Origin of the sequence: Streptomyces globisporus (genome assembly GCF_003501885.1) — a bacterium.
In the GTDB taxonomy this organism is placed as follows: Bacteria; Actinomycetota; Actinomycetes; order Streptomycetales; family Streptomycetaceae; genus Streptomyces; species Streptomyces globisporus_D.
This window is the reverse complement of sequence record NZ_QWFA01000104.1, coordinates 1-21,779: the sequence shown is the minus strand read 5'-3', so window position 1 is coordinate 21,779 and position 21,779 is coordinate 1. Positions and strand designations below refer to the sequence as shown.

The window sequence follows — 21,779 nt, the reverse complement described above, 5'->3', positions numbered from 1 at the left end:
GTCAGGAAGTCTGGGGGGAGTCGGGGGCCGCGGAGGCGTCGGCGACCTCGGGGGCGGGCTGCACGGACCGGCGGCGCAGGACGAAGAACGCCGCCACGGCTCCGAGGAGGAGCAGCGCACCGCCGCCCATGGCCGCCCAGGTGCCGGCGCCCGGGCCGGAGTCGGAGGAGGCGGCCGCCGGTGCGGCGGAGGGCTCCTCGGCGGCCTTCTTCATGGGCTCGGCGGCCGCGGTCGGCTCGCTGCCGAGGTCGGGCAGGGCGGGCAGCTGGGCCTTCTCGTCAACGGTCACGGCGAGCGAGACCGGGTCCATCGCGGTGCCCGCCCTGTACATGGAGCCGAACGCCTTGGAGCCTTCGGCGGTGAGGGTGGCGGGGGCTTCGGTGAGGGCGGCGAGGCCGTCCTTCGGGGCGAAGTCCTCGGCCTCGAAGGTGACGATCGGGACGTCCTTGGTGGTCCTGCCCTCGCTGGTGACGTCGGCGGAGAGGGTGCCTTCGCCCTCGGTGACGGCGACGGTGACGGTGACGGCGGCGAACTTCAGGTCGAGGTCATGGGCACCGGTGAAGCGGATGCTGCCGCTGAACTCGGCGTCCAGCGTCTCCTTCTCCGCGTCGTACGTTCCCTTGCCCCGCGGGAAGCGGAACAGGGCCCCGCCGTCCTGGGCGCCGTCGGCGAGCGTCCACTCGCCCTGGCCGATGGAGCCGGTGACGTACTCGCGGAAGGTGCGGCGTACGCCCCAGTCGACGGCGGCCTCCTCGAAGCGGCCCGCCTTCTCCTGGTCCTTCTTCGCCTTGTCCTTCTTCTCGCCCTCGTCCTTCTTCTCGTCCGGGGCGGACGGCTTCGGCTGAGCGGCGGCGCCCTTGGTGTCGACGGAGAGGCTGACCGGGTCGAGCGGGGTGCCCTCGGTGTAGTAGCCGGCGAAGGCGGATGCCCCCTCGGCGGTCAGCGTGGTGGGGACGTTGGTGAGGGCGATCGGGGTGGACCCGCCCTTCATGTCGATCCCGCCGAGACCGAGTTCGGCCAGGGGCACCTGGGAGCGGTTGGAGACCTTGCCGGTCCCCCGCTCCTTGCTGACCATGTCCGCGTGGAGCATGCCGCTGCCGCCGCTGATACGGATCGCGGGGCGGCTGATCGTGAGGTCCAGCTCGTTGCCGCCGTCGGCCTTCTTGTGGCCGGTGAAGTGCACGCCGCCGGAGAAGCCGGAGCTGAACGCCCCGGAGTCCGGGTCGTAGGAGCCGGTCGCCGAGTGGAAGCGGAACTGGCTGCCGCCGACCGTGGCCGCACCGCCGGTCAGGCTCCAACTGCCGTTCGCGATGGGCCCGGTGACATAGCTCTGGAAGGAGGCCTTGATGCCCCAGTCCAGCCGCCCGCCCTGCACCGTGCGGCTTGCCGCTTGCGCGGTGGCGGCGGGGAGCAGGGCTCCCAGCAGTACCGCGAGGAGCGCGACGGCGAGCGCGCGGCTGGATCTGGACGACGGCATGACGGGCCCTCCGAAGACTGGCTACATAGGTAAGGCTAACCTAAGCTATCCCCAGCCCGGGCCGGAACCCCTTCCGGTCACGCCGTTACGGCGAACGGCCGACCGCACGCCGCAGAACGACAGGACGGTGCCCCAGTGCGCATCTCGCAGGACTTCGCCCCGACGGGCCCGGACGCCGCGACGACGGCCCGCCGTCGCCCGGCCCGGGGCAGGGCTGCCACCGCGCTCACCGCCGCCCTCGCCCTGGTCCTGACCGGCTGCGGCGGCGGAGGCGATGCGGCGCCGAAGTCCGCGTCGGCCAAGAGCTCCGCCGACGCGGACCGGGTCGAGCCGCTGGCCGCCGCGCCGAAGCCGAAACTGCCGGTGACGGTCGACTCGGCCGACGGCAAGAGGGTCACGATCGACTCCACCGACCGGATCGTGCCGCTGACGGGGTCACTGAGCGAGATCGTCTTCACCCTCGGCTTCGGCAAGCAGGTCGTCGCCCGGGACATCACCGCCACCTTCGAACAGGCGGAGGGCCTCCCGATGGTGACCCGGGCCCACGACGTCTCGGCGGAGAGCGTGCTCTCCCTGAAGCCGACGATCGTGCTGGCCGACACCACCACAGGTCCGTCCGAGGCCATCGACCAGATCCGGGACGCGGGCATCCCGCTGCTCGTCGTCGAACCCGCCGAGGGACTCGACGACGTGGGCCGCCGGATCGACACCGTCGCCGAGGCCCTCGGCGTACCGTCGGCAGGGACGGAGCTCAAGGACCGCACGGAGAAGCGGATCGCCGACGTCCAGAAGTCCATCCCGGATCACGTCGACGGCAAGACGCCCCGGGTCGCCTTCCTCTATCTGCGCGGTTCGGCCTCCGTCTATCTGCTGGGCGGCGCGGAGTCCGGGGCCAGTTCGCTGCTGGAGGCGGCGGGCGCGGTCGACGCCGGGAAGGAGTCCGGTCTGGACAAGGACTTCACCGCCATCACCAGCGAGGCGCTCGCCAAGGCCGCCCCGGACGCGATCCTGTTGATGACCAAGGGGTTCGAGTCGGTCGGCGGCATGGACGGACTGGTGAAGATCCCGGGCATCGCGGAGACCCCGGCCGGAATGAACCGCCGGGTCGTCACAGTCGACGACGGCGTGCTGCTGAACTACGGGCCGCGCACCGACCGGGTGCTCACCGAGATCGTCGAGCAGCTGTACGCGAAGGGCGGAAGGGGCCAGTGACCACCTCGTACGAGGAACACACCGGGTCCGTGGAGAAGTCCCCGGACGGGCCAGTGGCGGAAGCCGCCCCCAATTCCCCGCGCAGCAAGGCGTATCTGCTCACCGCGGGGCTCTCCCTCGCCCTGCTCGCCGGCTGTCTGCTGTCGGCGGCGATCGGCGCGTACAACATCCCGCTCGGGGACGTCCTGTCCTCCGTGCAGCACCGGATCGGGCTCGGCGGGCAGGCGCTGGACCGGGTCGGCGAGAGTGTCCTGTGGAACGTGCGGCTCCCCCGGGTCGCCCTCGCGGTGCTCGTCGGCGCGTCGCTCGGCTGCGCGGGCGCGCTCATGCAGGGCGTGTTCGGTAATCCGCTCGCCGAACCCGGCGTGATCGGGATCTCGGCGGGCGCGGCGGTCGGCGCGGTCGCCTCGATCGCGCTCGGCCTGACCCTTTTCGGCAACTGGACCATCACCGTCTTCGCGTTCATCGCGGGGCTCGCGACCGTGCTGCTCGTCTACGCGCTGTCGCGCTCCGGCGGCCGGACCGAGGTGGTGACGCTGATCCTCACCGGTATCGCCGTCAACGCCTTCGCGGGCGCGCTGATCGGGCTCTTCATCTTCTTCGCGGACAACGCGCAGATCACCCAGATCACCTTCTGGCAGCTCGGTTCGCTCTCCCAGGCGACCTGGCCCAAGGTGCTGGCCGTGCTGCCGTGCGCGCTGGCCGGGCTGCTCATCGCCCCGTTCCACTCCCGCAAGCTGGATCTGCTGGCCCTCGGCGAACGGCCCGCCCGGCACCTGGGCGTGGACGTGGAGCGGCTGCGGATCGTGCTGGTGCTGGTGGTGGCGCTGCTGACGGCCGCCGCGGTCGCCGTGGCCGGGATCATCTCCTTCGTCGGGCTGCTCGTCCCCCATCTGCTGCGGATGGCGAACGGCCCCGGTCACCGCTTCCTCGTCCCGGGCAGCGCGCTCGGCGGCGCCCTGGTCCTGGTGGCGGGCGACCTCGCGGCCCGGACCGTGGCGGCCCCGGCCGAACTGCCGCTCGGGGTGCTGACCGCGCTCTTCGGCAGCCCGTTCTTCTTCTGGCTGCTGCGCAGAACCCGTCGTAAGCAAGGTGGTTGGGCATGAGGGCGCTGAGAGATCTGTTCGCGGTACGCGCCCGGGAGCTGCCCTCGCCCCTCGCGCCGGGCTCCCCCGCCGTCGAGGCCGCCGGGCTCTCGGTCCGCCTCGGGCAGCGGCAGGTGCTGGACTCCGTCGACCTGACCGCGCACGCCGGTGAGGTGGTCGCCCTGGTCGGGCCGAACGGGGCCGGCAAGTCGACGCTGCTGGCCGCGCTCGCCGCCGATCTGGCCCCCGGAAGCGGCGAGATGCGGATCGACGGCCGCCCGGCCGCCGCGTGGTCCGCGCCCGAACTGGCGCTGCGCCGCTCGGTGCTGCCGCAGTCGGCCGTGCTGTCCTTCCCGTTCCCGGTGGAGGACGTCGTACGGATGGGGCGGGCGCCCTGGGCGGGTACGGAGCGGGAGGACGAGGACGACGCGGCGGTGGCCGCGGCGATGGCGGCGACCGAGGTGACCCGGTTCGCGGCCCGCCCGTTCTCGGCGCTGTCGGGCGGGGAGAAGGCGCGGGTGGCGCTGGCCCGGGTGCTGGCGCAGCGGGCACCGCTGATGCTGCTCGACGAGCCGACCGCCGCCCTGGACCTGCGCCACCAGGAGCTGGTGCTGCGGATCTGCCGGGAGCGGGCCGCCGCCGGGGACGCGGTGGTCGTCGTCCTGCACGATCTGGGGCTCGCCGCGGCGTACGCGGACCGGGCCGCCGTCCTGCACGACGGGCGGATCGCGGAACTGGGCCCGCCCGACACGGTGTTCAGCGGCGAGCTGCTCGGCGAGGTCTACCGGCAGCCGGTGGAGGTCTTCCCCCATCCGCGTACGGGCACACCGCTGATCGTGCCGGTCCGCCAGGTCTGAAGGCCCTAGGTCACGGTGTGGACGCTGTATCCGGTCCGCGCCCGCACGCACTTCGCGGCCCCGGTAGGGTTTCGACGGTCAGTGCGGGCGACGGATGCAGAAGGCGCAGAAGCAACGGATGACGAGACACCCTGGGCTGGGTCGGCTGACGGCGGGGCTCGCGACGGCGACGGTGCTGTGCGTGACGGCGACCGGCTGTGTGACGGTGCACGGGGAGCTGGAAGTGCTGCCCGGGGCGAAGAAGCCCGAGGCCGCCCGGGCGCTCAAGGACTTCACCGCCGCCTACAACGCGGCGGACAAGGCGTTCGATCCGGCGCTGGACGCGGACCGGGTGACGGGCTCCCTCGGCGCGATCAACCAGGCCGGGCTGAAGGCCCGCCAGACGTACAACCCCGACGGCAACAAGGCGCACAAGCCGTTGGTGCTGGACGACGCGACGTACGTCATCCCCAAGAAGGCGGGCTGGCCGCGCTGGTTCCTCGCGGACACCGACTCCAACCGGGACCAGGACGGCGGGAAGCTGGACACCCGCTGGCTGGTGGTGTTCGTGCGGACGGGCCCCGACGCGCTGTGGAAGGCGGCCTACCTCGGCGTTCTCCCGGCGTCCCAGGTGCCGGAGTTCGCCCTCGACGGGGACGGGCTCGCCACCCCGGTCAAGCCGCAGGACGACGAGCTGGCCGTGGCGCCGGCGGACCTGAGCTCCTCGTACACCGGTTATCTGCAGAACGGCACCCCTGACGTGTTCACCCCGTCCACGTCGACCTCCGGCTGGCGCGAGACGCGCCGCACCACACGGCGGGCGGGGTTCTCGTACCAGTACGTCGACCAGCCGCTGACGGGCAGCACCTTCGCCCCGCTGGGGCTGCGCACCGAGGACGGCGGGGCGCTGGTCTTCTTCAACAGCAAGCACTTCGAACGGCAGGTCGCCGCGAAGGGGCTGCGGCCCGAGGTCAACCCGGACGTGAAGGCGCTGCTCACCGGCGAGGTGAACAGCACGCTCACCAAGGAGCGCGTCTCCAGCCAGCTGGTGCACGTACCGCCGCGGGCCGTAGGGGCCGGTTCCGGTGCGGACACGGGCTCCGGCGGCAAGGTGCGAATGCTGAACCGGCTCCCGGGCCTGATCGCGGCGAAGGGCGAATAGCACCCCTGCGCACCCCAGCGGCTCGGCAGCTTCCGCTCGGCTCAGCGGCTCAGCGGCCAGGCGATCGCGTCGTGGTCCAGCTCGCTCTGCTCGGCACTGCCCGCGTACCGGGCGCAGGCGTCGGTGAGCGTCTCCAGCAGGGTCAGCGGGTCGGGCAGCTCGTGCTCGGGCCCGCGCACCCAGTGGACGTCCAGCTCACCGGGGAGCCGGGCGGGCGGCAGGAGGACATAGCTGCCCCGGCAGTGCCAGCGCAGACCCGGGTGGGCGTCCATGGTCTCGGGGTGGCAGTCCAGCTCGCAGGGCCACCACTCGTCCTCGTCCTCGGGGGTGCCGCGGGTGGCGGTGAAGAAGAGCATCCGGTCGTCGCCGGACTGCGCGACCGGCCCGACGTCGATGCCCGCGTCGAGAAGACGCTCCAGGGCGCTGAGGCCGGCGGTGAGCGGGACGTCCAGCACGTCGTGGATCATGCCGGTCGCGGTGATGAAGTTGGCCTGCGGCTGACCGGCGGCCCAGCGCTCGATCTGGGCCCGGTCGGTGGTCGACTGCGTCTGCCAGGCGAAGGAGACGGGATGTCGGGCGGGGGTGGGACAGCCGATGCGTTCGCACGAACATCGGTATCCGACGGGGTGGGCGGCGGGGGCGATCGGCATGCCCGCGTCGGCGACCGCCAGGAGCATGGCCACCCGGGCCGACTCGTCGGTCTCGGCCCCGGATGATTTGGGACGTCGCCGCAGCCACTGGGAGATCCTGCTCTCTGTGCCGCGGAAACGGCCGGAATCGGCGCCCATCTATCCCCTCACCTCAGCAGTTCACCTCAGCGTTGCCAGTCCATGGTCGCACCATCCTGCGGTTCGGGTGGCCAGAGTTCACCAGCGGGGCCGTGTACCACTGCACCGAGTGAGCACCATCACGCCCGATGTCACCACATATCGGAGAGGACGGCGGGTCCGGCGTCACGGTCGCGGGGCGAGCCCGCCGACCGCGTAGTCGACGATCTCGTCGGCGTACGCATGGGTGAGCGGCAGCGTCCGGAGCAGCCAGCGGTGCATCAGCGGGCCGATGAGCAGCTCCAGGGCGATCCGGGGATCGACGTCGGCGCGGACGTCGCCGGCCTCCTGGGCGGCCCGCAGCCGTGTGACGTACAACGCGAGCTGCGGGTCGAGCAGCTTGTGGACGAATTCGGCGCCGAGCTTCGCGTCCACGATGCCCTCGGCGGTCAGCGCGCGGGTGGGGGCCTCCAGCACCGGATCGTTCAGCTCGTCGACGGTGGCCCGCAGGACGAGCTTGAGGTCGGCGACCAGGTCACCGGTGTCGGGAATGCCCTGCGCGGCCTCGTCGGACTGCGCTTCCTCGCCGGACCCGGCCCCCTCGGCGGACCGGCCCGCCAGGTCCAGGAAGGCGTCCATCAGCACGGCGGCCTTGGAGGGCCACCAGCGGTAGATGGTCTGCTTGCCGACCCCGGCGCGGGCGGCGATACCCTCGATCGTCGTCCGCCGGTATCCCACCTCCGTGACGAGGGCGAGCGCGGCGTCGTGGATGGCGCGGCGGGAGCGGTCGCTGCGGCGGCTGGAGTCGGGGGCCTTGGTGGGTGCCATACGGCCAATCTACCGCCACGCGAGCCGATACGTATCGTCTTGCAAGGTCCCGGTGACGTCCTGATGATGTCCTGCGCGGTGTTCGGTGAACCACCCGATCGGATCACTGCGGATCCGGCGCGCACGGCGCACCATGGGCTCACGCACAGACCGTGCGCATCCCACCGTTCCGCGGCCCCGGCCGCCGATCGCGAGGAGCCCGAGTTGAACCGTGACGCCACCCCTCGTCGCTACCTGATGTGCGCACCGACGCACTTCCGGGTCACCTACTCCATCAACCCGTGGATGGACCCGTCCAAACCCGTCGACCTGCCGCTGGCCCAGACCCAGTGGGAGGACCTGCGCGACCGCTACCGGAGCCTCGGCCACACCGTCGAGCTGCTCACGCCCCGCGCCGACCTGCCCGACATGGTCTTCGCCGCCAACGGCGCCACGGTGATCGACGGCCGGGTCCTCGGCGCGCTGTTCGCGTACCGGGAGCGGTTCGAGGAGGCCGGCGCCCACCGGGACTGGTTCCGGGAGAACGGCTTCGCCGAGGTCCACGAGCCGGAGCACGTCAACGAGGGCGAGGGGGACTTCGCCGTCACCGCCTCCTATCTGCTGGCCGGGCGCGGCTTCCGCTCCAGCCCGCTGTCGCACATGGAGGCCCAGGAGTTCTTCGGGGTGCCGGTGATCGGCCTCGATCTGGTGGACCCGCGCTACTACCACCTGGACACCGCGCTCTGTGTGCTGGACACGGCGGCCGACGAGATCATGTACTACCCGGACGCGTTCTCCGCCGCCAGCCGGGCGGTGCTGCGGCGGCTGTTCCCGGACGCGCTGCTGGCCCGGGAGGCGGACGCGGCGGCGTTCGGGCTCAACTCGGTCAGCGACGGGCGTCACGTGCTGCTGCCGCAGGGCGCGACCGGGCTGCTCGATCCTCTGCGGGACCGGGGCTTCGAGCCGATCCCGATGGACCTGGGCGAGCTGCTCAAGGGCGGCGGCAGCGTGAAGTGCTGTACGCAGGAGCTGCGCGGCTAGCCTTCCGTGCCTTCGGCGCCTTCCGGCGGCCAGGATTCGCCCCAGGCGACGTCCCTGGCCGCCCGGTACAGCTCGCCGTGGCGCTTGCTCACCGTGGCGCGGGCCAGCCCCTCGTCCCGGGTGCACAGCTCCAGCTGGACCAGGCCCTTGCGGATCTGCGGTTTCCGGGTGATCCGGGCGGGCGCCGGGCCGGCGGGGAAGCGGGTGCCGACGACGTAACTGAACTTCTCGTCCTCGTGGCTCAGCGAGCCGCCCTTGACCTGCCGGTGCAGCGAGGAGCGGCTGACCCGGGCCGAGAAGTGGCACCAGTCGGCCCCGGGGGTGATCGGGCAGGCGTCGCTGTGCGGGCAGGGGGCCGCGATCCGCAGCCCGGCGGCGATGAGCCGGTCGCGGGCCTCGATGATGCGGGCGTAGCCGTCGGGCGTGCCGGGCTCGACGATCACCACGGCCTGCCCGGCCGCGGCGGCCGCGTCGACCAGCTCGGTCCTGGCGGCGGCCGTCAGCTCCTTGAGGACGTAGCTGACGGTGATCAGGTCGGCCGGGTCCAGCTCCAGGGCCGCGCCGATCCGGGCCCGCTCCCAGCGCGCGTCGCGGAGCGCGGGCACGCCGGACGCCTCGGCCAGTTCGCGGCCGAGATCGAGGGCCGGTTCGGCCCAGTCCAGGACCGTGGTGGCCGGGCCCTCCCAGGCCCCGGCGACCGCCCAGCTCGCCGCGCCCGTGCCGCCGCCGACGTCGGTGTGGGTGGCCGGCGTCCAGTCGGGCGCGGCCTCGACGAGAGCGTCGAGGGCGGACCGTACGGCTTCGAAGGTGGCGGGCATCCGGTACGCCGCGTACGCGACGACGTCGGAGCGGTCCCGCAGGATCGGGGCGTTCGTCGGGGTCTCCCCGCGGTAGCTGGCGATCAGCCGGTCGACGGCCTGCGTGGCCTGCTTGGGCGGCAGTCCGTCGAGCAGCCCGGCCAGCGCCGCGCGCAGGGACTGTGCGGTGGGGAGGGTGACGTTCACCGCCGAATTGTAGGCGGAGACGACCCGTCGGCCGCATTCCGCTTCGCCGTCGCCAAAGGGGGTACGCCGCCGTGTGCGCGAGCGGCACGAGGCGCCGGGTGGGCCCGCACCCAGGGTTCACGTAACCGGTACGGAACAGGAATCCGGCGAACTCCACGTGGCCGGAGGCCTGTTGCTACGCTGACCCGCGCGTGCACGGCACCAGATCAAGATGGTCCAGCGGGGGAGCCATGAGGCAGAAGATCGTGCGGCTGACGCTGGTCGGCGGGGTGGTCTTTCTCGCCCTGCTCCTCCTGCTGGCCACCTGCGGCGGCGATCCCGAGGGCGAGAAGAAGGACGGCGCGGCCACCGCCACGGCGAAGCCGGTGCTGCCGAGCGCGGGCCCGGTGACCCGGCTGACCGTTCCGCCCGAGTACACGACGGACCGGGGCTGGGAGATCATCGGCTCCTCCCCCGATGTCGCCGTCTCCCACACGACGGGTCTGCTGGCCTATCTGGAGCGGTCCGAGGGGAACCGCTACCGGCTGCGCACGGTCGACACGGCCACCGGCGAGCTGGGCTGGCGGGGCCAGGCCTGGCAGCCGCCGGACCCGCTCCACTACCCGAAGCTCGCCACGGTGGCCAAGGGCGACCGGCAGTACTTCGTGACCTGGTCCTACGGCAAGGTCGGCGACGGCCTTTCGCCGTCGAGCACCTTCCTCGCCCTCGATCTGTACGACGTGACGAACGGGAACCGGCAGCGCGTCGAGGTGCCGTGGTCCGGGGCCCCCAAGGTGACCACGACCGGGCCGGGCATCGTGATCAGCGACGCGAAGGCGAACAGCACCCTGATCGACCCGGTCACCGGTGAGGTGACCGAGCTGCGGGCGGACAAGCTCGGGTATCCCAAGGGCTGCCCGGCCTGCAAGCAGCTCACCGAGGTGCACGGCCGGACCGCCGACGGCCTGCTGCTGGGCGGGGCACGGGAGTTCTGGGTGCGCGGCGGCTGGTTCAGCCGGAACGTGGCGCCCAAGGGGACCGAGAAGGGCAGCGGCGTGGTGACGTCGATGACCCCGGACCAGGTGCTGGCGAAGTGGCAGCCCGCGAAGAAGACCAAGCGGGCGGCGACCCACGAGCTGTGGGCGGTGCACGACGCGGCGACCGGGGAGGTGCTCACCTCGGTGGAGTGCCACAAGCCGGCCATAAAGCCGGGGCGCTACCCGCAGGCGGTCCTCTCCCCCTCGGGCGACTACCTGATCGCCGGGAACCTGGCCTTCGACCTGGAGGCGAAGCAGGGCCGCTGCTTCGAGGACGAGGGAGGCACCGCGCATCTGACGCTGGCCACGGTCACGGACGACGGCATCGCGTACGGGGCCGAGAACGCGCGCGACGCCTCGGAGGCGCTGTCCGGCGGCGGGCTCCCGGTCGCGATGGACTTCGCCACCTGGAGCACCGAGCGGCTGTCGCGCAACGCCCGGCTGCCGGGGACGGAGGCGACGGGGGTCGGGGTGTTCCGCTGGACCGACCGGCAGGACCGTACGCATCTGATCGGCTACCCGCGCACGGGCTGAACCCGCCCGGCCGGCTCCTCAGGACATCAGAGGCCGCCGGCCTCGCGTCCCGCGCGCTGCCAGGGTCGGCACAGGAGCAGGAAGCAGCCCACGGCCGCCACCGCGCAGACCACCTGGACGACGGCCATCGGGACGGCCGTGTCCTCCCCCGCGATGCCGACCAGCGGGGAGGCGACGGCCCCGATGAGGAACGAGGACGTGCCGAGCAGCGCGGAGGCGGAGCCCGCCGCGTGCTTGGTCCGCATGAGGGCCTGGGCGTTGGTGTTCGGCATCGCGAGGCCCATCGCCGACATCAGGACGAACAGTCCGGCGGCGATCGGGACGAGCCCGACCTCGCCGAAGGCGCCGGTCGTCATGAGGAGCAGCGCGACGGCGGCCAGCACGATCACGGCGAGGCCGAAGCCGAGCACCTTGTCGAGGCGGAACCGGCCCACGAGGAGCTTGCCGTTGATCTGCCCCACGGCGATCAGGCCGATGGAGTTGAGCCCGAAGAGCAGGCTGAAGGTCTGCGGCGAGGCCCCGTAGATCTCCTGCACGACGAACGGGGAGGCGGAGATGTACGCGAACAGGACGGCGAAGGCGAGCCCGCCCGCGACCATGTAGCCGGTGAAGACCCGGTCGGCGAGCAGCCCGCGCATGGTGCGCAGGGCGTCGGTGACACCGCCGGTGTGGCGGGCGGCGGGCGGCAGCGTCTCGTGCAGCCACTTCCACACGACGAGGGTGAGCACGATGCCGACGGCGGTGAGCACGACGAAGATGCCCCGCCAGTCGGTGAACCGCATCACCTGCCCGCCGATCAGCGGCGCGACGATCGGGGCGGCCCCGGAGATCAGCATCAGGGTGGAGAAGAAGCGGGCCATCTCCACGCCGTCGTAGAGGTCGCGCACCACGGCCCGCGCGATGACGATCCCGGCCGCGCCCGCGAGCCCCTGGAGGAGGCGGAAGCCGATGAGGAGTCCGGCGGTGGGGGCCAGGGCGCAGAGCGCGGTGGCGAGGACGTAGACGACCATGCCGAGGAGCAGCGGCGTGCGGCGGCCCCAGCGGTCGCTCATCGGTCCGACGACGAGCTGGCCGAGCGCCATCCCGGCCAGGCACGCGGTCAGCGTGAGCTGGATGGTGGCGGCGGGGGCGCTCAGGGAGTCGGTGACCGCGGGGAGCGCCGGGAGGTACATGTCCATGGACAGCGGCGGCAGGGCGGTGAGCCCGCCTAGGACCAGGGTGACCAGGAGCCCGGTGCGCCGGGCGGCCTTCGCGGCCGGGGCGGACGAGGCGGCGGATCCGGGTGCTCCCGGCAGGCCCGCCGGGGCGGTGGCCTGCGGGGCCGCCGGGTCGACGGCGAGGGCGCCCGCGTCCCCGTGCGGGACGGCCGGGGCGTTCTCGGCACCGGTGACGAGGTCCGCGTCGGCTCCGGGTCCGGTCCCGGAGGTGGGTATGTGTGCTCGCTGGGCCCGGCCGCCGCCGCTCTCCGGCATTCTCATCTCTCCACATCGTTGAATCCGCATCTATGCTCTCAGCTCGACCGGAGTGGTCGATACCTTTTTCGGGCGGGCTGGGGTGGCGGGCATGGGTGACAAGGTGCGCTGGGGTGTTCTGGCGACGGGCGGTATAGCCGCGACCTTCACGGCGGACGTTCAGGGGCTCCCGGACGCCGAGGTGGTGGCCGTCGCCTCGCGCACGAAGGCCTCGGCGCGGGCTTTCGCCGACCGGCACGGGATCGCCCGGGTGTACGGCAGCTGGGCGGAGCTGGTCGCCGACGACACGGTGGACGTGGTCTACGTGGCCACCCCGCACTCGGCGCACCACGCGGCGGCCGGGCTGGCGCTGCGGGCCGGAAAGCATGTGCTGTGCGAGAAGGCGTTCACGCTCAACAGCCGGGAGGCGAAGGAGCTGGTGGCGCTCGCCCGGGAGCGGGGCCTCTTCCTGATGGAGGCCATGTGGACCTATCTCAACCCGGTGGTCCGCCGGCTGACCGAGCTGGTCCGGGACGGGGCGATCGGCGAGATCCGTACCGTCCAGGCGGACTTCGGCTTCGCGGGCGATTTCGCCCCCGGCCACCGGCTGCGCGACCCGGCCCTCGGTGGAGGGGCCCTGCTGGACCTCGGGGTCTATCCGGTGTCGTTCGCGCACCTGCTGCTGGGCGAGCCGGACCGGATCCAGGCCGACGCACTGCTGTCGCCGGAGGGTGTGGACCTGAACACGGGCATGCTGCTCGGCTGGGACTCCGGTGCGACCGCGCTGCTGTCCTGCTCGATCGTCGGGCACCATCCGACGGCGGCCACCGTGATAGGCACGGCCGGGCGGATCGACATCCCGCGCGACTTCTTCCACCCGGACCACTTCGTGCTGCGGCGGGCGGGCGCGGAGCCGGAGACGATCACGTCGGGGCCGGGCCCGCAGGGGCTGTCGGGCATGCAGTACGAGGCGGTCGAGGTGGCGCGCGCGGTGCGGGCGGGCGAGCAGGAGTCCCCGCTCGTGCCGTTGGAGGGTTCGCTGGCGGTGATGCGGACGCTCGACGCGGTACGGGACCGCATCGGCGTCCGCTACCCGGCGGATGCCTGAGCCCTGTTATGCGGGTGTGAGCCCCGGGTTCCCGGCCTCCGTGACGAACGAGGCCGCGGTGGTGACGGGCGCCCCGGGGGTCGTGACGGCGGCGACCGTACGGAAGTCGGCGCGGGCCTCCGTCGTGCCGAGGGTGACGAGCGCGTAGCCGCGCCGCCCGTTGTAGTGCTTGAGGTGCGGGTTGGCGCGGGTCTGGTTCTCCCAGTTGGCGGGCCGGTCAGCGCCGTCCTTGCCGCTGGCGATGGAGGTGGTGACGATCTCCGTGCCGACGGTGCGTGACGCGGGGTCGGCGAAGTCCTTCTTCAGGTCGAAGGCGTACGAGACGTGGACGTCGCCGGTGAGGACCATGAGGTTGTCCACCCCGGCGGCCTCGGCGCCGGCCAGCACCCGCTGCCGGGAGGCGGGGTAGCCGTCCCAGGAGTCCATGGAGAGCTTGAAGGCGTCGGTGGGCACATCGCGCCGCTGGGCGAAGGTGACCTGCTGCGGGACGACGTTCCAGGTGGCGTTCGAGGCCCGCCAGCCGTCGATCAGCCAGCGTTCCTGGGTGGCCCCGGTCATGGTGCGCGCGGGGTCCTCGGATTCGGGGCCCGGGGTGCGCCAGCCGTCGCCGTACGCCTGGTCGCTGCGGTACTGGCGGGTGTCGAGGATGTCGAACTGGGCGAGCCGCCCGAAGCGGAGGCGGCGGTAGAGCGTCATATCGGGCCCGGTGGGGCGCTGCGGGGTGCGCAGCGGCTGGTTCTCCCAGTACGCGCGGTACGCGGCCGCCCGTCGGAGCAGGAACTCCTCGGGGGTGACGTCGTTCTCGGGGATCTCGCCCGCGTAGTTGTTCTCGGTCTCGTGGTCGTCCCAGGTGACGACGAAGGGGTGGGCGGCGTGGGCGGCGCGCAGGTCCGGGTCGGACTTGTAGAGGGCGTAGCGCAGCCGGTAGTCCTCCAGGTTCTGCGTCTCGCGGTTGTAATGCGCGGGGAGGGTGCGGTCGGTGTAGTTGCGGGCTCCGCCGGTGGCGTTGACGGCGTACTCGTAGAGGTAGTCGCCGAGGTGGAAGACCACGTCGACGTCCTCGGCCGCGAGGTGGCGGTGGGCGGTGAAGTACCCGTCGTGGTACGCCTGGCAGGAGACGGCGGCCAGGGTGAGGGAGCTGTTACGGGCGCCGGGGGCGGGGGCGGTGCGGGTGCGGCCGACCGGGCTGGTCCAGCTGCCGGTGCGGAAGCGGTAGTAGTACAGGCGGCCGGAGTCGAGGCCCCGGACATCGGCGCGGACGCTGTGGGCGAACTCGGGGTGGGCGGTGACGGAGCCGCGCCGCTCGATCCGGCGGAAGCGCTCGTCGCGGGCGACCTCCCAGCGCACCTCGACCCGGCCGTTCGGCAGTCCGCCGCCCGGCTCGTAGGGGCGGGGGGCGAGCCGGGTCCAGATCAGGACGGACGTGGGGTGCGGATCGCCGGAGGCGACGCCGAGAGTGAAGGGGTCCTCGGCGATCCTCCGGGCGTCGACCTCGGCGGCGCTCGCCGTGCCGGCGGCGGGCAGGTTGACGGCGAAGGCGAGCGCGGCGGCGGCTCCGGTGACGGTCAGGAACCGCCGACGGCCCACGCCTGGTTCCAGTAAGCGGGCGGCGGTGCGGAGTTCGGTGGCTCGGGTGCCCTGATCGGGCGTCATGATGGTCCGTGCGGCTGTCATATGCCCCTCCTCAGCCCGGATGGTGTCGGGCTTCATGGCAGCGAGCGGGGACGACGCACCGTTGTCGCGTGCACAACATCCGCATGGCGGGTCGATGAGCACCACGTGCCCTGTGCACGGATCTGTCCCGTACGCTGCCGGGCCATGAACACAGAGCAGACAGAGCAGACCGGACGGACCGTGCGCAGCAGGGACGGAGGGCAGCCCGGCCGCAAGGTCGCCGTCGTCACGGGGGCGGGGTCGGGGATCGGACGGGCGGTCGCGCTCGCCCTCGCGAGCGGGGGCTGGTCGCTGGCGCTCGCGGGCCGGCGGGCCGAGCCGCTGGCGGAGACGGCGGCCGCCGCCGGGGACACCGAGGCACTGTGCGTCACCACGGACGTGACGGACGCCGACGAGGTCGCCGCGCTCTTCACCGCCGTACGGGAACGGTTCGGCGGGCTGGACCTGCTGTTCAACAACGCGGGCACGTTCGGCCCCGGCGGCGTACCACTGGAGCACCTGGCCGTCACGGACTGGCGTGCGGTCGTCGACGTGAACCTGACGGGCGCGTTCCTGTGCGCGCAGGCGGCGTACCGGCTGATGAAGGAGCAGGACCCGCAGGGCGGCCGGATCATCAACAACGGTTCGATCTCCGCCCACGCACCGCGCCCGCACTCGATCGCGTACACGGCGACCAAGCACGCGATCACCGGGCTGACGAAGTCGCTGTCGCTGGACGGCCGCCCCCACCGGATCGCCTGCGGCCAGATCGACATCGGCAACGCGGCGACGGAGATGACCGAGCGGATGCAGACCGGGATCCTCCAGGCCAACGGGGAGCTGGCGGTGGAGCCGGTGATGGCGGCGGCGGACGTGGCGCGGACGGTGCTGCACATGGCGGAGCTGCCGCTGGAGGCGAACGTCCAGTTCGCCACGGTCATGGCGACGAACATGCCGTACGTCGGACGGGGCTGAGACCGGAGGTACGCACGATCACTCGCGATCACATCTGATCGAACTTGCCAACAGATAATGGGATTTGCAGATTTCTCCACCGGTGACCGAGCAAGCGCGTGCTGTCCGTATGATCGCATCCTGTTGCGCCTTCACCAGAACGACACAGAAGGAACACCGCATGCGCATGCGCACCGGGTCCTGGAGCTTCCCGTTCGGCTTGATCAGCCGCGCCTTGTCACCGGCGTTGTTCCAGACGTCCTGAGGGAAGCCCACGAAGGCCAACAAGGGTGCCAAGAACTGCCACTGACCCGTCCGGCGCCTTGGGGGGTGAGGGCTGGTCGCGACCGCCGGGGAGTCGCGACCAGCCCTCACCCACGCCCCCGACCGCCACTCCTCACGGGCCGGGAATGGCGGGGGCGGCGGCACGGTTGTCTGCTGCATGACACATGATCACCGGCCCGAGGTCCTGCGCTACACCGCCTTCTCCGCCGATCCCGCGGGCGGGAACCCCGCCGGGGTCGTCCTGGACGCCGCCGGCCTTGACGAGGAGCGGATGCTCGCGATCGCGGCGGAGCTGGGGTACAGCGAGTCGGCGTTCCTGACGGAGCGGACCGGCGAAGGCGCGTACACGATCCGCTACTTCAGCCCGAAGGCCGAGGTGCCGTTCTGCGGTCACGCCACGGTCGCCACGGCCCTCGCGCTGGCCGAACGGGACGGGCCGGGCGCGCTGGAGTTCACGACACCCGCGGGCCTGGTCCCGGTCTCCGTCGCCCAAGAGGCCGGCACACTCGTCGCCACCCTGACCAGCGTGGCGCCGCACGTCGAGGAGACCGCCGAGGCCGATCTGACGGAGGCTCTGGCGGCGCTGAACTGGGCGGCCGCCGATCTCGACCCGGCTCTGCCGCCCCGGATCGCCTACGCGGGGGCCCGGCACCTGGTGCTTGCCGCCGCCACCCGGGAACGGCTCGCGGAGCTGGACTACGACTTCGCGCGGCTGGAGGCGCTGATGCGCCGGCTCGACCTGACCACCCTGCAACTGGTGTGGCGCGAGGGGCCCGAGGTGTTCCACGTCCGGGACCCGTTCCCGGTGGGCGGGGTCGTCGAGGACCCGGCGACGGGCGCGGCCGCGGCGGCCTTCGGCGCGTACGCACGGGAGCTGGGGCTCGTCCCCGCGGCCGCGGTGCTGACCCTGCACCAGGGGGCGGACATGGGCCGACCCGGCACCCTCACCGTCGAACTGCGCGCGGGCGACGCCCGGATCCGGGTCAGCGGAACGGGCACCCGGATCGGCTGAGACCCGGGACCCGAGGGCGCGGCCGGGCCGAAAGCCGGGCTCAGCCGGTCGCGTTCTCGGCCGGGGAGACATGGGCGTACCAGCGCTCCGTCTCCTCCGGGTCGAGGGCGCGCTCCAGCAGGGCGTCGCCGCGCATGCCCGGGAAGAAGCGGCCCGCGGGCCAGGTCCGCCGGTAGGACGGCTCGTCCAGGACCAGCAGCCGGACGCCGTCGACGACGGGTATGTCGGCGGGGGCGCCCTCGTTCCAGATCAGTTCGCCGTCCGGGGCCACCAGGTCGAAGGAGCCCACGGTGTCCACCTGGCCGGGGGTCTCCCGGCAGACGGCGACCTCCTGCGACGACGGCGCGTGGCCCTCCACATGGCCGCCGCCGATGAGCGCGTCGGCGAGCAGGGTGTGCAGCTGGAAGTTGTCCCCGATGCCGGAGATCCGCAGGAGGTAGCCGGTACCGCTCGTCCGGTGGAGGGCGACGAGCGGTTCGTCGTCCAGCACCAGGAGGGCGTGGGCGAGGGACTTCAGCTCCAGGCCGGAGGCGCGCTCCACCGCGCCGAGCAGCCGCAGCGCGTCGCCCCGGGAACCGGCCTCCCGCCGTACGCCGGGGTGGTTCAGCATCGCGACGGCGGCCATCTCCCACTGGGGAAGCGTGCCCCAGCCGACGGCCGCCTCGAAGCCGACGCGCTCCACCAGCTCCGGGCCCGGCTCGCCGCCGTCCGGGGCGGGAAACGCACCGCCCCCGGTCGCGGCCCAGGCGTCGGCGAACGCCACGGCCTGCTCCAGGGCCCACCGCAGCCCGGCCAGCACCCCCGGGGCACAGCGCTCGGCGTCCGCACCGCGCTCGACGCAGGCCCCGACGAGCACGGCGACGACGGCGCGCGGGCCGGGCGGCACCTGCTCCAGCACGGCGGCGAGCCGCGGCCCGCCGTCCAGCAGCTCCGACTCCCTGGCCTGCCCGAAGGTCTCCTGCAACCGGACGAACGCCTTGCCGGACCGCTTGGCGTCCTGCGCCGACACCGCCGCCTCGAAGTCGGCGACGGCTCCCCCGAACCCGGCTTTACCGAATATCATTCCACCACTTTATCGACGGCCCGTTCGGTGCTATGAAGCCGGTCCCGCCCAGGGGAAACCGGCCTCCGACCACGGGCTCCCGCACCCCTCGCCGTACGAACACTCCCGCCCGCGCGGCGGCGACGGTCGCGGCGGCCGCGATGACGTGCTTTCGGCCTTCCCGGCCAGGCGGGAGCGGCCCGGGAAGCGGAACCGGATCGACAGCGGGAGGATACGGAGATGGCTGCTCCCGAGCCTGACCCCGCACCCGGCCGCGTCCCCGACACCGCCGCCGACACTCCCGAGCCGGCCCCCGGCCCCGAGCCGCTGACCGTTCCGAGCATGTCCGCGGGCCCGGACTTCGTCCTGCGCCCCTGGGAGATGAGTGACCTCCCGCTGGTCCGCGAGGCCTCGCTCGACCCGTACATCCCGCTCATCACCACGATCCCGGCCCCCTACTCCGAAGCCGCCGCGGAGGCGTTCGTCCGCAGGCAGTGGGAGCGCGCGGCCACCGGCGCGGGGTACCCGTTCGCGATCGTGCGCTCCCGGGACCGGCGCCCGGTCGGCGCGATCGGGCTCTGGCTCCGGGAGCTGCCCGAGGGCCGCGCCTCCCTCGGCTACTGGCTCACCGATACCGCCCGCGGCCAGGGCGTCGCCCGGGCCGCACTGCGTACGGTGACGGGCTGGGCCCTGCGCGACCTGGGCGTCCCGCGCCTCCAGCTCTGCATCGAGCCGTGGAACACCGCCTCCGCCCGGATCGCCGAGGACATCGGCTTCCGGCGGGAGGGCCTGCTGCGCGGCTGGCAGCAGGTGGGCGACGAACGGCGGGACATGGCCGTGTACGCCCTGCTGAAGAGCGACGGACCCGTGGATGGCCGGGCGGTAACCGAGGACTGAACACCGAGGCGTTACGATCGCGGGCACCGCTGCCGACCAGCAGCCGGCCACCGGCAGCCGAGCTCCAGGAGTACCGACCGTGTCCGCACCGCGCATCGGCGTATCCATCGTGACCATGGGAGACCGCCCGCAGGCGGTCGAGGCGCTGCTGGCGTCCGTGGCCATGCAGGACGTCCGGCCCACCCGGCTCGTGATCATCGGCAACGGTACTGCCCTCCCGGACTACTCCTCCACACCCGGGCTGGAGGACCTCGACGGCGGGGTGACCACCATCGAGCTGCCGGAGAACCTCGGCTGCCCGGGCGGCCGGAACGAGGGACTGCGCAGGCTCGCCGAGATCGGCGACGTGGACGTGGTGATCGAGCTGGACGACGACGGGCTGCTGGTCGACAAGGATGTCTTCCGCCGGGTGCGGGACCACTTCGCGGCCGACGACCGGCTCGGCATCGTCGGCTTCCGGATCGCCGACGAGACCGGTGAGACGCAGCGCCGCCACGTGCCGCGCCTGCGGGCGGGCGACCCGATGCGCGGCGGCCCGGTGACGGCGTTCCTGGGCGGCGGCCACGCGTTCTCGATGAGGATGCTGGCGGAGACCGGCCTGTGGCCCGCGGAGTTCTTCTTCACCCATGAGGAGACGGACCTGGCCTGGCGGGCGCTGGACGCCGGCTGGACGGTGGAGTACGACCCGGAGCTGCTGCTCCAGCACCCGAAGACGAGCCCGGCCCGGCACGCGGTCTACTACCGGATGACGGCCCGCAACCGCGTCTGGCTGGCCCGCCGCAACCTGCCCCTCCCCCTGGTCCCCGCCTACCTCGGCACCTGGACCCTGCTCACCCTCGCCCGCACCCGCGACCCGAAGGGTCTGCGGGCCTGGGCGGGCGGCTTCGTCGAGGGCGTCCGCACGCCGTGCGGGGAGCGGCGCCCGATGCGCTGGTCCACGGTGTGGCAGATGACGCGGCTGGGTCGCCCGCCGGTCATCTGACCGACCGCCGGACCACCCACCGCTACGGCGTCCAGCGGTACAGGACGTCCGGCTCGTTCTCCTCGTTGCGGCCGCCGTCGTCGAACGCGACGGCGGTGAACCCGTGCCGCTCGTAGAAGGCACGGGCGGCAGCGTTGCGCTGGAACACGTACAGGCCGATCGGCCCGTCCACGGCCCCGCGCACCTCGGCCAGCAGCCGGCTCCCGATGCCCCGCCGCAACGCGTCGGGCCGCAGATAGAGGTGATCGAGCTCGTCACCCCCGGCGAGCGCGGCGAACCCGAGCAGTTCCCCGCCCTCCCCGTCACGACCTGCCTGTTCGGCCACCCACACCGCGGTGCTGGTGGGCAGCACGACATGGGTGATCCACGCGAGGGTGTCCTCGTCGCTGTGGATCCGCGGCAGATACGGCATGGCGGCCGCCCGGGAGTCCAGGAAGACCTGCGTGACGGCTTCCGCGTCCGCAGCCGTCGCCGGGCGCAGCCGTACGCCGTCGTGTGCGGGCCGGTGCCCGGCCTCAAAGTCCGTCATACGGATGATCAGATCATGGGGCGGACCCGCACAGGAAGGACCTCGGACAGGTCACAATGGAAGGGCTTCCAGATCCGTTGCGAGGGAAGGCCCGTGCCCATGGCCGAGGAACTGCCGCACCGGCACGCCACGCTCGACGAGGTGGCCGCGCTGGCCGGTGTGTCGCGGTCGGTGGCCTCCCGGGTGATCAACAACGCTCCCCATGTCAGCCGGGCCAAGCGGGAGTCCGTCGAGAAGGCGATCAGGAAACTCGGCTACGTGCCCAACCCGAAGGCACGCGCCCTGGCGACCCGTCAGGCGGGTGCGGCCGCGCTGGTCATCTCGCGGGACGATCCGGAGGTGCTGACGGACCCGTTCTTCGGGCAGCTCATCGCCGGAGTGGCCGGCGCCCTGGAGGAGGCCGACCTGCACATGATGCTGTGCGTGGCGGCCACCCCGCGCGGCCGGGAGCGGGTGGAGCAGCTCGTGCGCTCCCGCGCCGTCGACGGGGTGATGCTGACGGCGTCGCACGAGGACGACCCCCTGGCCCGGATCGCCAAGCAGGGCCCGCTGCCGGTCGTCTTCGGCGGGCGCCCGGTGGACTTCGAACCGCGCTGGTACGTGGACATCGACAACGTCGGCGGCGCCCGCGACGCGACCGAGCACCTGCTCGCGCGGGGGCGGACCCGGGTGGTCACGATCTGCGGGCCGCTGGACACCGAGGTGGCCAGATCCCGGCATCGCGGCTACCGGGAAGCCATGACGCTCGCCGGCCTGACGCCCCGTCCGCCCGAGGCCGGGGACTTCTCCGAAGCCGCCGGAGCCGCCGCCATGACCCGGTTGCTGGAAGCGCATCCGGGCCTGGACGGGGTGGTCGCGGCCAACGACAACATGGCGGCGGGCGCGCTGCGCGCGCTGCGCGGAGCCGGCCGGTCGGTGCCCGGGG

20 protein-coding genes are annotated in these 21,779 nt (G+C 72.8%); 12 read left to right on the top strand and 8 right to left on the bottom strand.

What is annotated here, in order from left to right; genetic code table 11:
• Position 1: 1 nt before the first annotated feature.
• Entirely contained in the window at positions 2–1,477 is a 1,476-nt protein-coding gene (locus tag D3105_RS19885) for an HtaA domain-containing protein (RefSeq protein ID WP_118904462.1), read from the bottom strand.
• Positions 1,478–1,612: 135 nt separating this feature from the next.
• On the opposite strand from D3105_RS19885, the gene D3105_RS19880 reads away from it, so the two are divergent.
• The 4 genes from D3105_RS19880 to D3105_RS19865 all read left to right on the top strand — a co-directional run bounded on the left by D3105_RS19880 (position 1,613) and on the right by D3105_RS19865 (position 5,772).
• Positions 1,613–2,689 carry a heme/hemin ABC transporter substrate-binding protein gene (locus D3105_RS19880; RefSeq protein ID WP_118904461.1) on the top strand — a complete coding sequence of 359 codons (1,077 nt, stop codon included), beginning with the start codon at positions 1,613–1,615 and terminating at the stop codon, positions 2,687–2,689.
• On the top strand, positions 2,686–3,795 hold the full coding sequence (locus D3105_RS19875) for a FecCD family ABC transporter permease (protein WP_118904460.1): 1,110 nt from the start codon (positions 2,686–2,688) through the stop codon (positions 3,793–3,795). The genes D3105_RS19880 and D3105_RS19875 overlap by 4 nt, the downstream gene beginning before the upstream one ends.
• Positions 3,792–4,631 carry a heme ABC transporter ATP-binding protein gene (locus D3105_RS19870; RefSeq protein ID WP_118904459.1) on the top strand — a complete coding sequence of 280 codons (840 nt, stop codon included), beginning with the start codon at positions 3,792–3,794 and terminating at the stop codon, positions 4,629–4,631. Before D3105_RS19875 ends, D3105_RS19870 begins: the two co-directional genes overlap by 4 nt.
• Positions 4,632–4,749: 118 nt before the next feature.
• Positions 4,750–5,772, top strand: a complete 1,023-nt coding sequence (locus tag D3105_RS19865) for a hypothetical protein (RefSeq protein WP_118904466.1) — start codon at positions 4,750–4,752, stop codon at positions 5,770–5,772.
• A 41-nt stretch (positions 5,773–5,813) separates the two neighbouring features.
• Here the strand turns inward: D3105_RS19865 and D3105_RS19860 are convergent, their stop codons facing one another.
• Positions 5,814–6,560, bottom strand: a complete 747-nt coding sequence (locus D3105_RS19860) for a bifunctional DNA primase/polymerase (RefSeq protein WP_118904458.1) — start codon at positions 6,558–6,560, stop codon at positions 5,814–5,816.
• 165 nt (positions 6,561–6,725) lie between these two features.
• A complete protein-coding gene (locus D3105_RS19855; RefSeq protein WP_118904457.1) occupies positions 6,726–7,367 on the bottom strand; it encodes a TetR/AcrR family transcriptional regulator in 642 nt (213 codons plus the stop codon).
• A 102-nt stretch (positions 7,368–7,469) separates the two neighbouring features.
• Here D3105_RS19855 and ddaH point away from each other — a divergent pair, with 102 nt between their 5' ends.
• Positions 7,470–8,387, top strand: a complete 918-nt coding sequence (gene ddaH / locus D3105_RS19850; RefSeq protein ID WP_412081010.1) for a dimethylargininase — start codon at positions 7,470–7,472, stop codon at positions 8,385–8,387.
• Here ddaH and D3105_RS19845 read toward each other — a convergent pair.
• Entirely contained in the window at positions 8,384–9,391 is a 1,008-nt protein-coding gene (locus D3105_RS19845; RefSeq protein ID WP_118904456.1) for a small ribosomal subunit Rsm22 family protein, read from the bottom strand. The two genes, ddaH and D3105_RS19845, sit on opposite strands and share 4 nt — an antisense overlap.
• 230 nt (positions 9,392–9,621) lie before the next feature.
• On the opposite strand from D3105_RS19845, the gene D3105_RS19840 reads away from it, so the two are divergent.
• Complete coding sequence (locus D3105_RS19840; protein ID WP_118904455.1) at positions 9,622–10,941, top strand: hypothetical protein; 1,320 nt, start codon at positions 9,622–9,624, stop codon at positions 10,939–10,941.
• Between the two features lie 26 nt (positions 10,942–10,967).
• On the opposite strand, the gene D3105_RS19835 is transcribed toward D3105_RS19840, so the two are convergent.
• Positions 10,968–12,413: a multidrug effflux MFS transporter gene (locus tag D3105_RS19835; protein ID WP_118904454.1), complete on the bottom strand. Its 1,446-nt coding sequence runs from the start codon at positions 12,411–12,413 to the stop codon at positions 10,968–10,970.
• Positions 12,414–12,504: 91 nt separating this feature from the next.
• Between D3105_RS19835 and D3105_RS19830 the strand changes: the two genes are divergently transcribed.
• Complete coding sequence (locus D3105_RS19830) at positions 12,505–13,500, top strand: Gfo/Idh/MocA family protein (RefSeq protein WP_118904464.1); 996 nt, start codon at positions 12,505–12,507, stop codon at positions 13,498–13,500.
• Positions 13,501–13,506: 6 nt separating this feature from the next.
• On the opposite strand, the gene D3105_RS19825 is transcribed toward D3105_RS19830, so the two are convergent.
• Positions 13,507–15,174 carry an alkaline phosphatase D family protein gene (locus D3105_RS19825; protein WP_118904453.1) on the bottom strand — a complete coding sequence of 556 codons (1,668 nt, stop codon included), beginning with the start codon at positions 15,172–15,174 and terminating at the stop codon, positions 13,507–13,509.
• 144 nt (positions 15,175–15,318) lie between these two features.
• Between D3105_RS19825 and D3105_RS19820 the strand changes: the two genes are divergently transcribed.
• Complete coding sequence (locus D3105_RS19820) at positions 15,319–16,128, top strand: SDR family oxidoreductase (RefSeq protein ID WP_118904452.1); 810 nt, start codon at positions 15,319–15,321, stop codon at positions 16,126–16,128.
• Positions 16,129–16,549: 421 nt separating this feature from the next.
• Positions 16,550–17,404, top strand: coding sequence for a PhzF family phenazine biosynthesis protein (locus D3105_RS19815; RefSeq protein WP_118904451.1), 855 nt, complete (start codon positions 16,550–16,552; stop codon positions 17,402–17,404).
• Positions 17,405–17,444: 40 nt separating this feature from the next.
• Here the strand turns inward: D3105_RS19815 and D3105_RS19810 are convergent, their stop codons facing one another.
• Complete coding sequence (locus D3105_RS19810; RefSeq protein WP_118904450.1) at positions 17,445–18,467, bottom strand: hypothetical protein; 1,023 nt, start codon at positions 18,465–18,467, stop codon at positions 17,445–17,447.
• 219 nt (positions 18,468–18,686) lie between these two features.
• On the opposite strand from D3105_RS19810, the gene D3105_RS19805 reads away from it, so the two are divergent.
• Positions 18,687–19,343, top strand: a complete 657-nt coding sequence (locus D3105_RS19805; RefSeq protein WP_206272808.1) for a GNAT family N-acetyltransferase — start codon at positions 18,687–18,689, stop codon at positions 19,341–19,343.
• 79 nt (positions 19,344–19,422) lie between these two features.
• The gene (locus D3105_RS19800; protein WP_118904449.1) at positions 19,423–20,325 is read left to right on the top strand and encodes a glycosyltransferase family 2 protein; all 903 of its coding nucleotides are present in this window, start codon (positions 19,423–19,425) and stop codon (positions 20,323–20,325) included.
• Between the two features lie 22 nt (positions 20,326–20,347).
• Here D3105_RS19800 and D3105_RS19795 read toward each other — a convergent pair whose 3' ends face one another.
• A complete protein-coding gene (locus D3105_RS19795) occupies positions 20,348–20,854 on the bottom strand; it encodes a GNAT family N-acetyltransferase (protein WP_118904448.1) in 507 nt (168 codons plus the stop codon).
• Positions 20,855–20,953: 99 nt separating this feature from the next.
• Between D3105_RS19795 and D3105_RS19790 the strand changes: the two genes are divergently transcribed.
• Positions 20,954–21,779: LacI family DNA-binding transcriptional regulator (locus tag D3105_RS19790; protein ID WP_133305695.1), on the top strand; the 826-nt coding region annotated here is incomplete at its 3' end.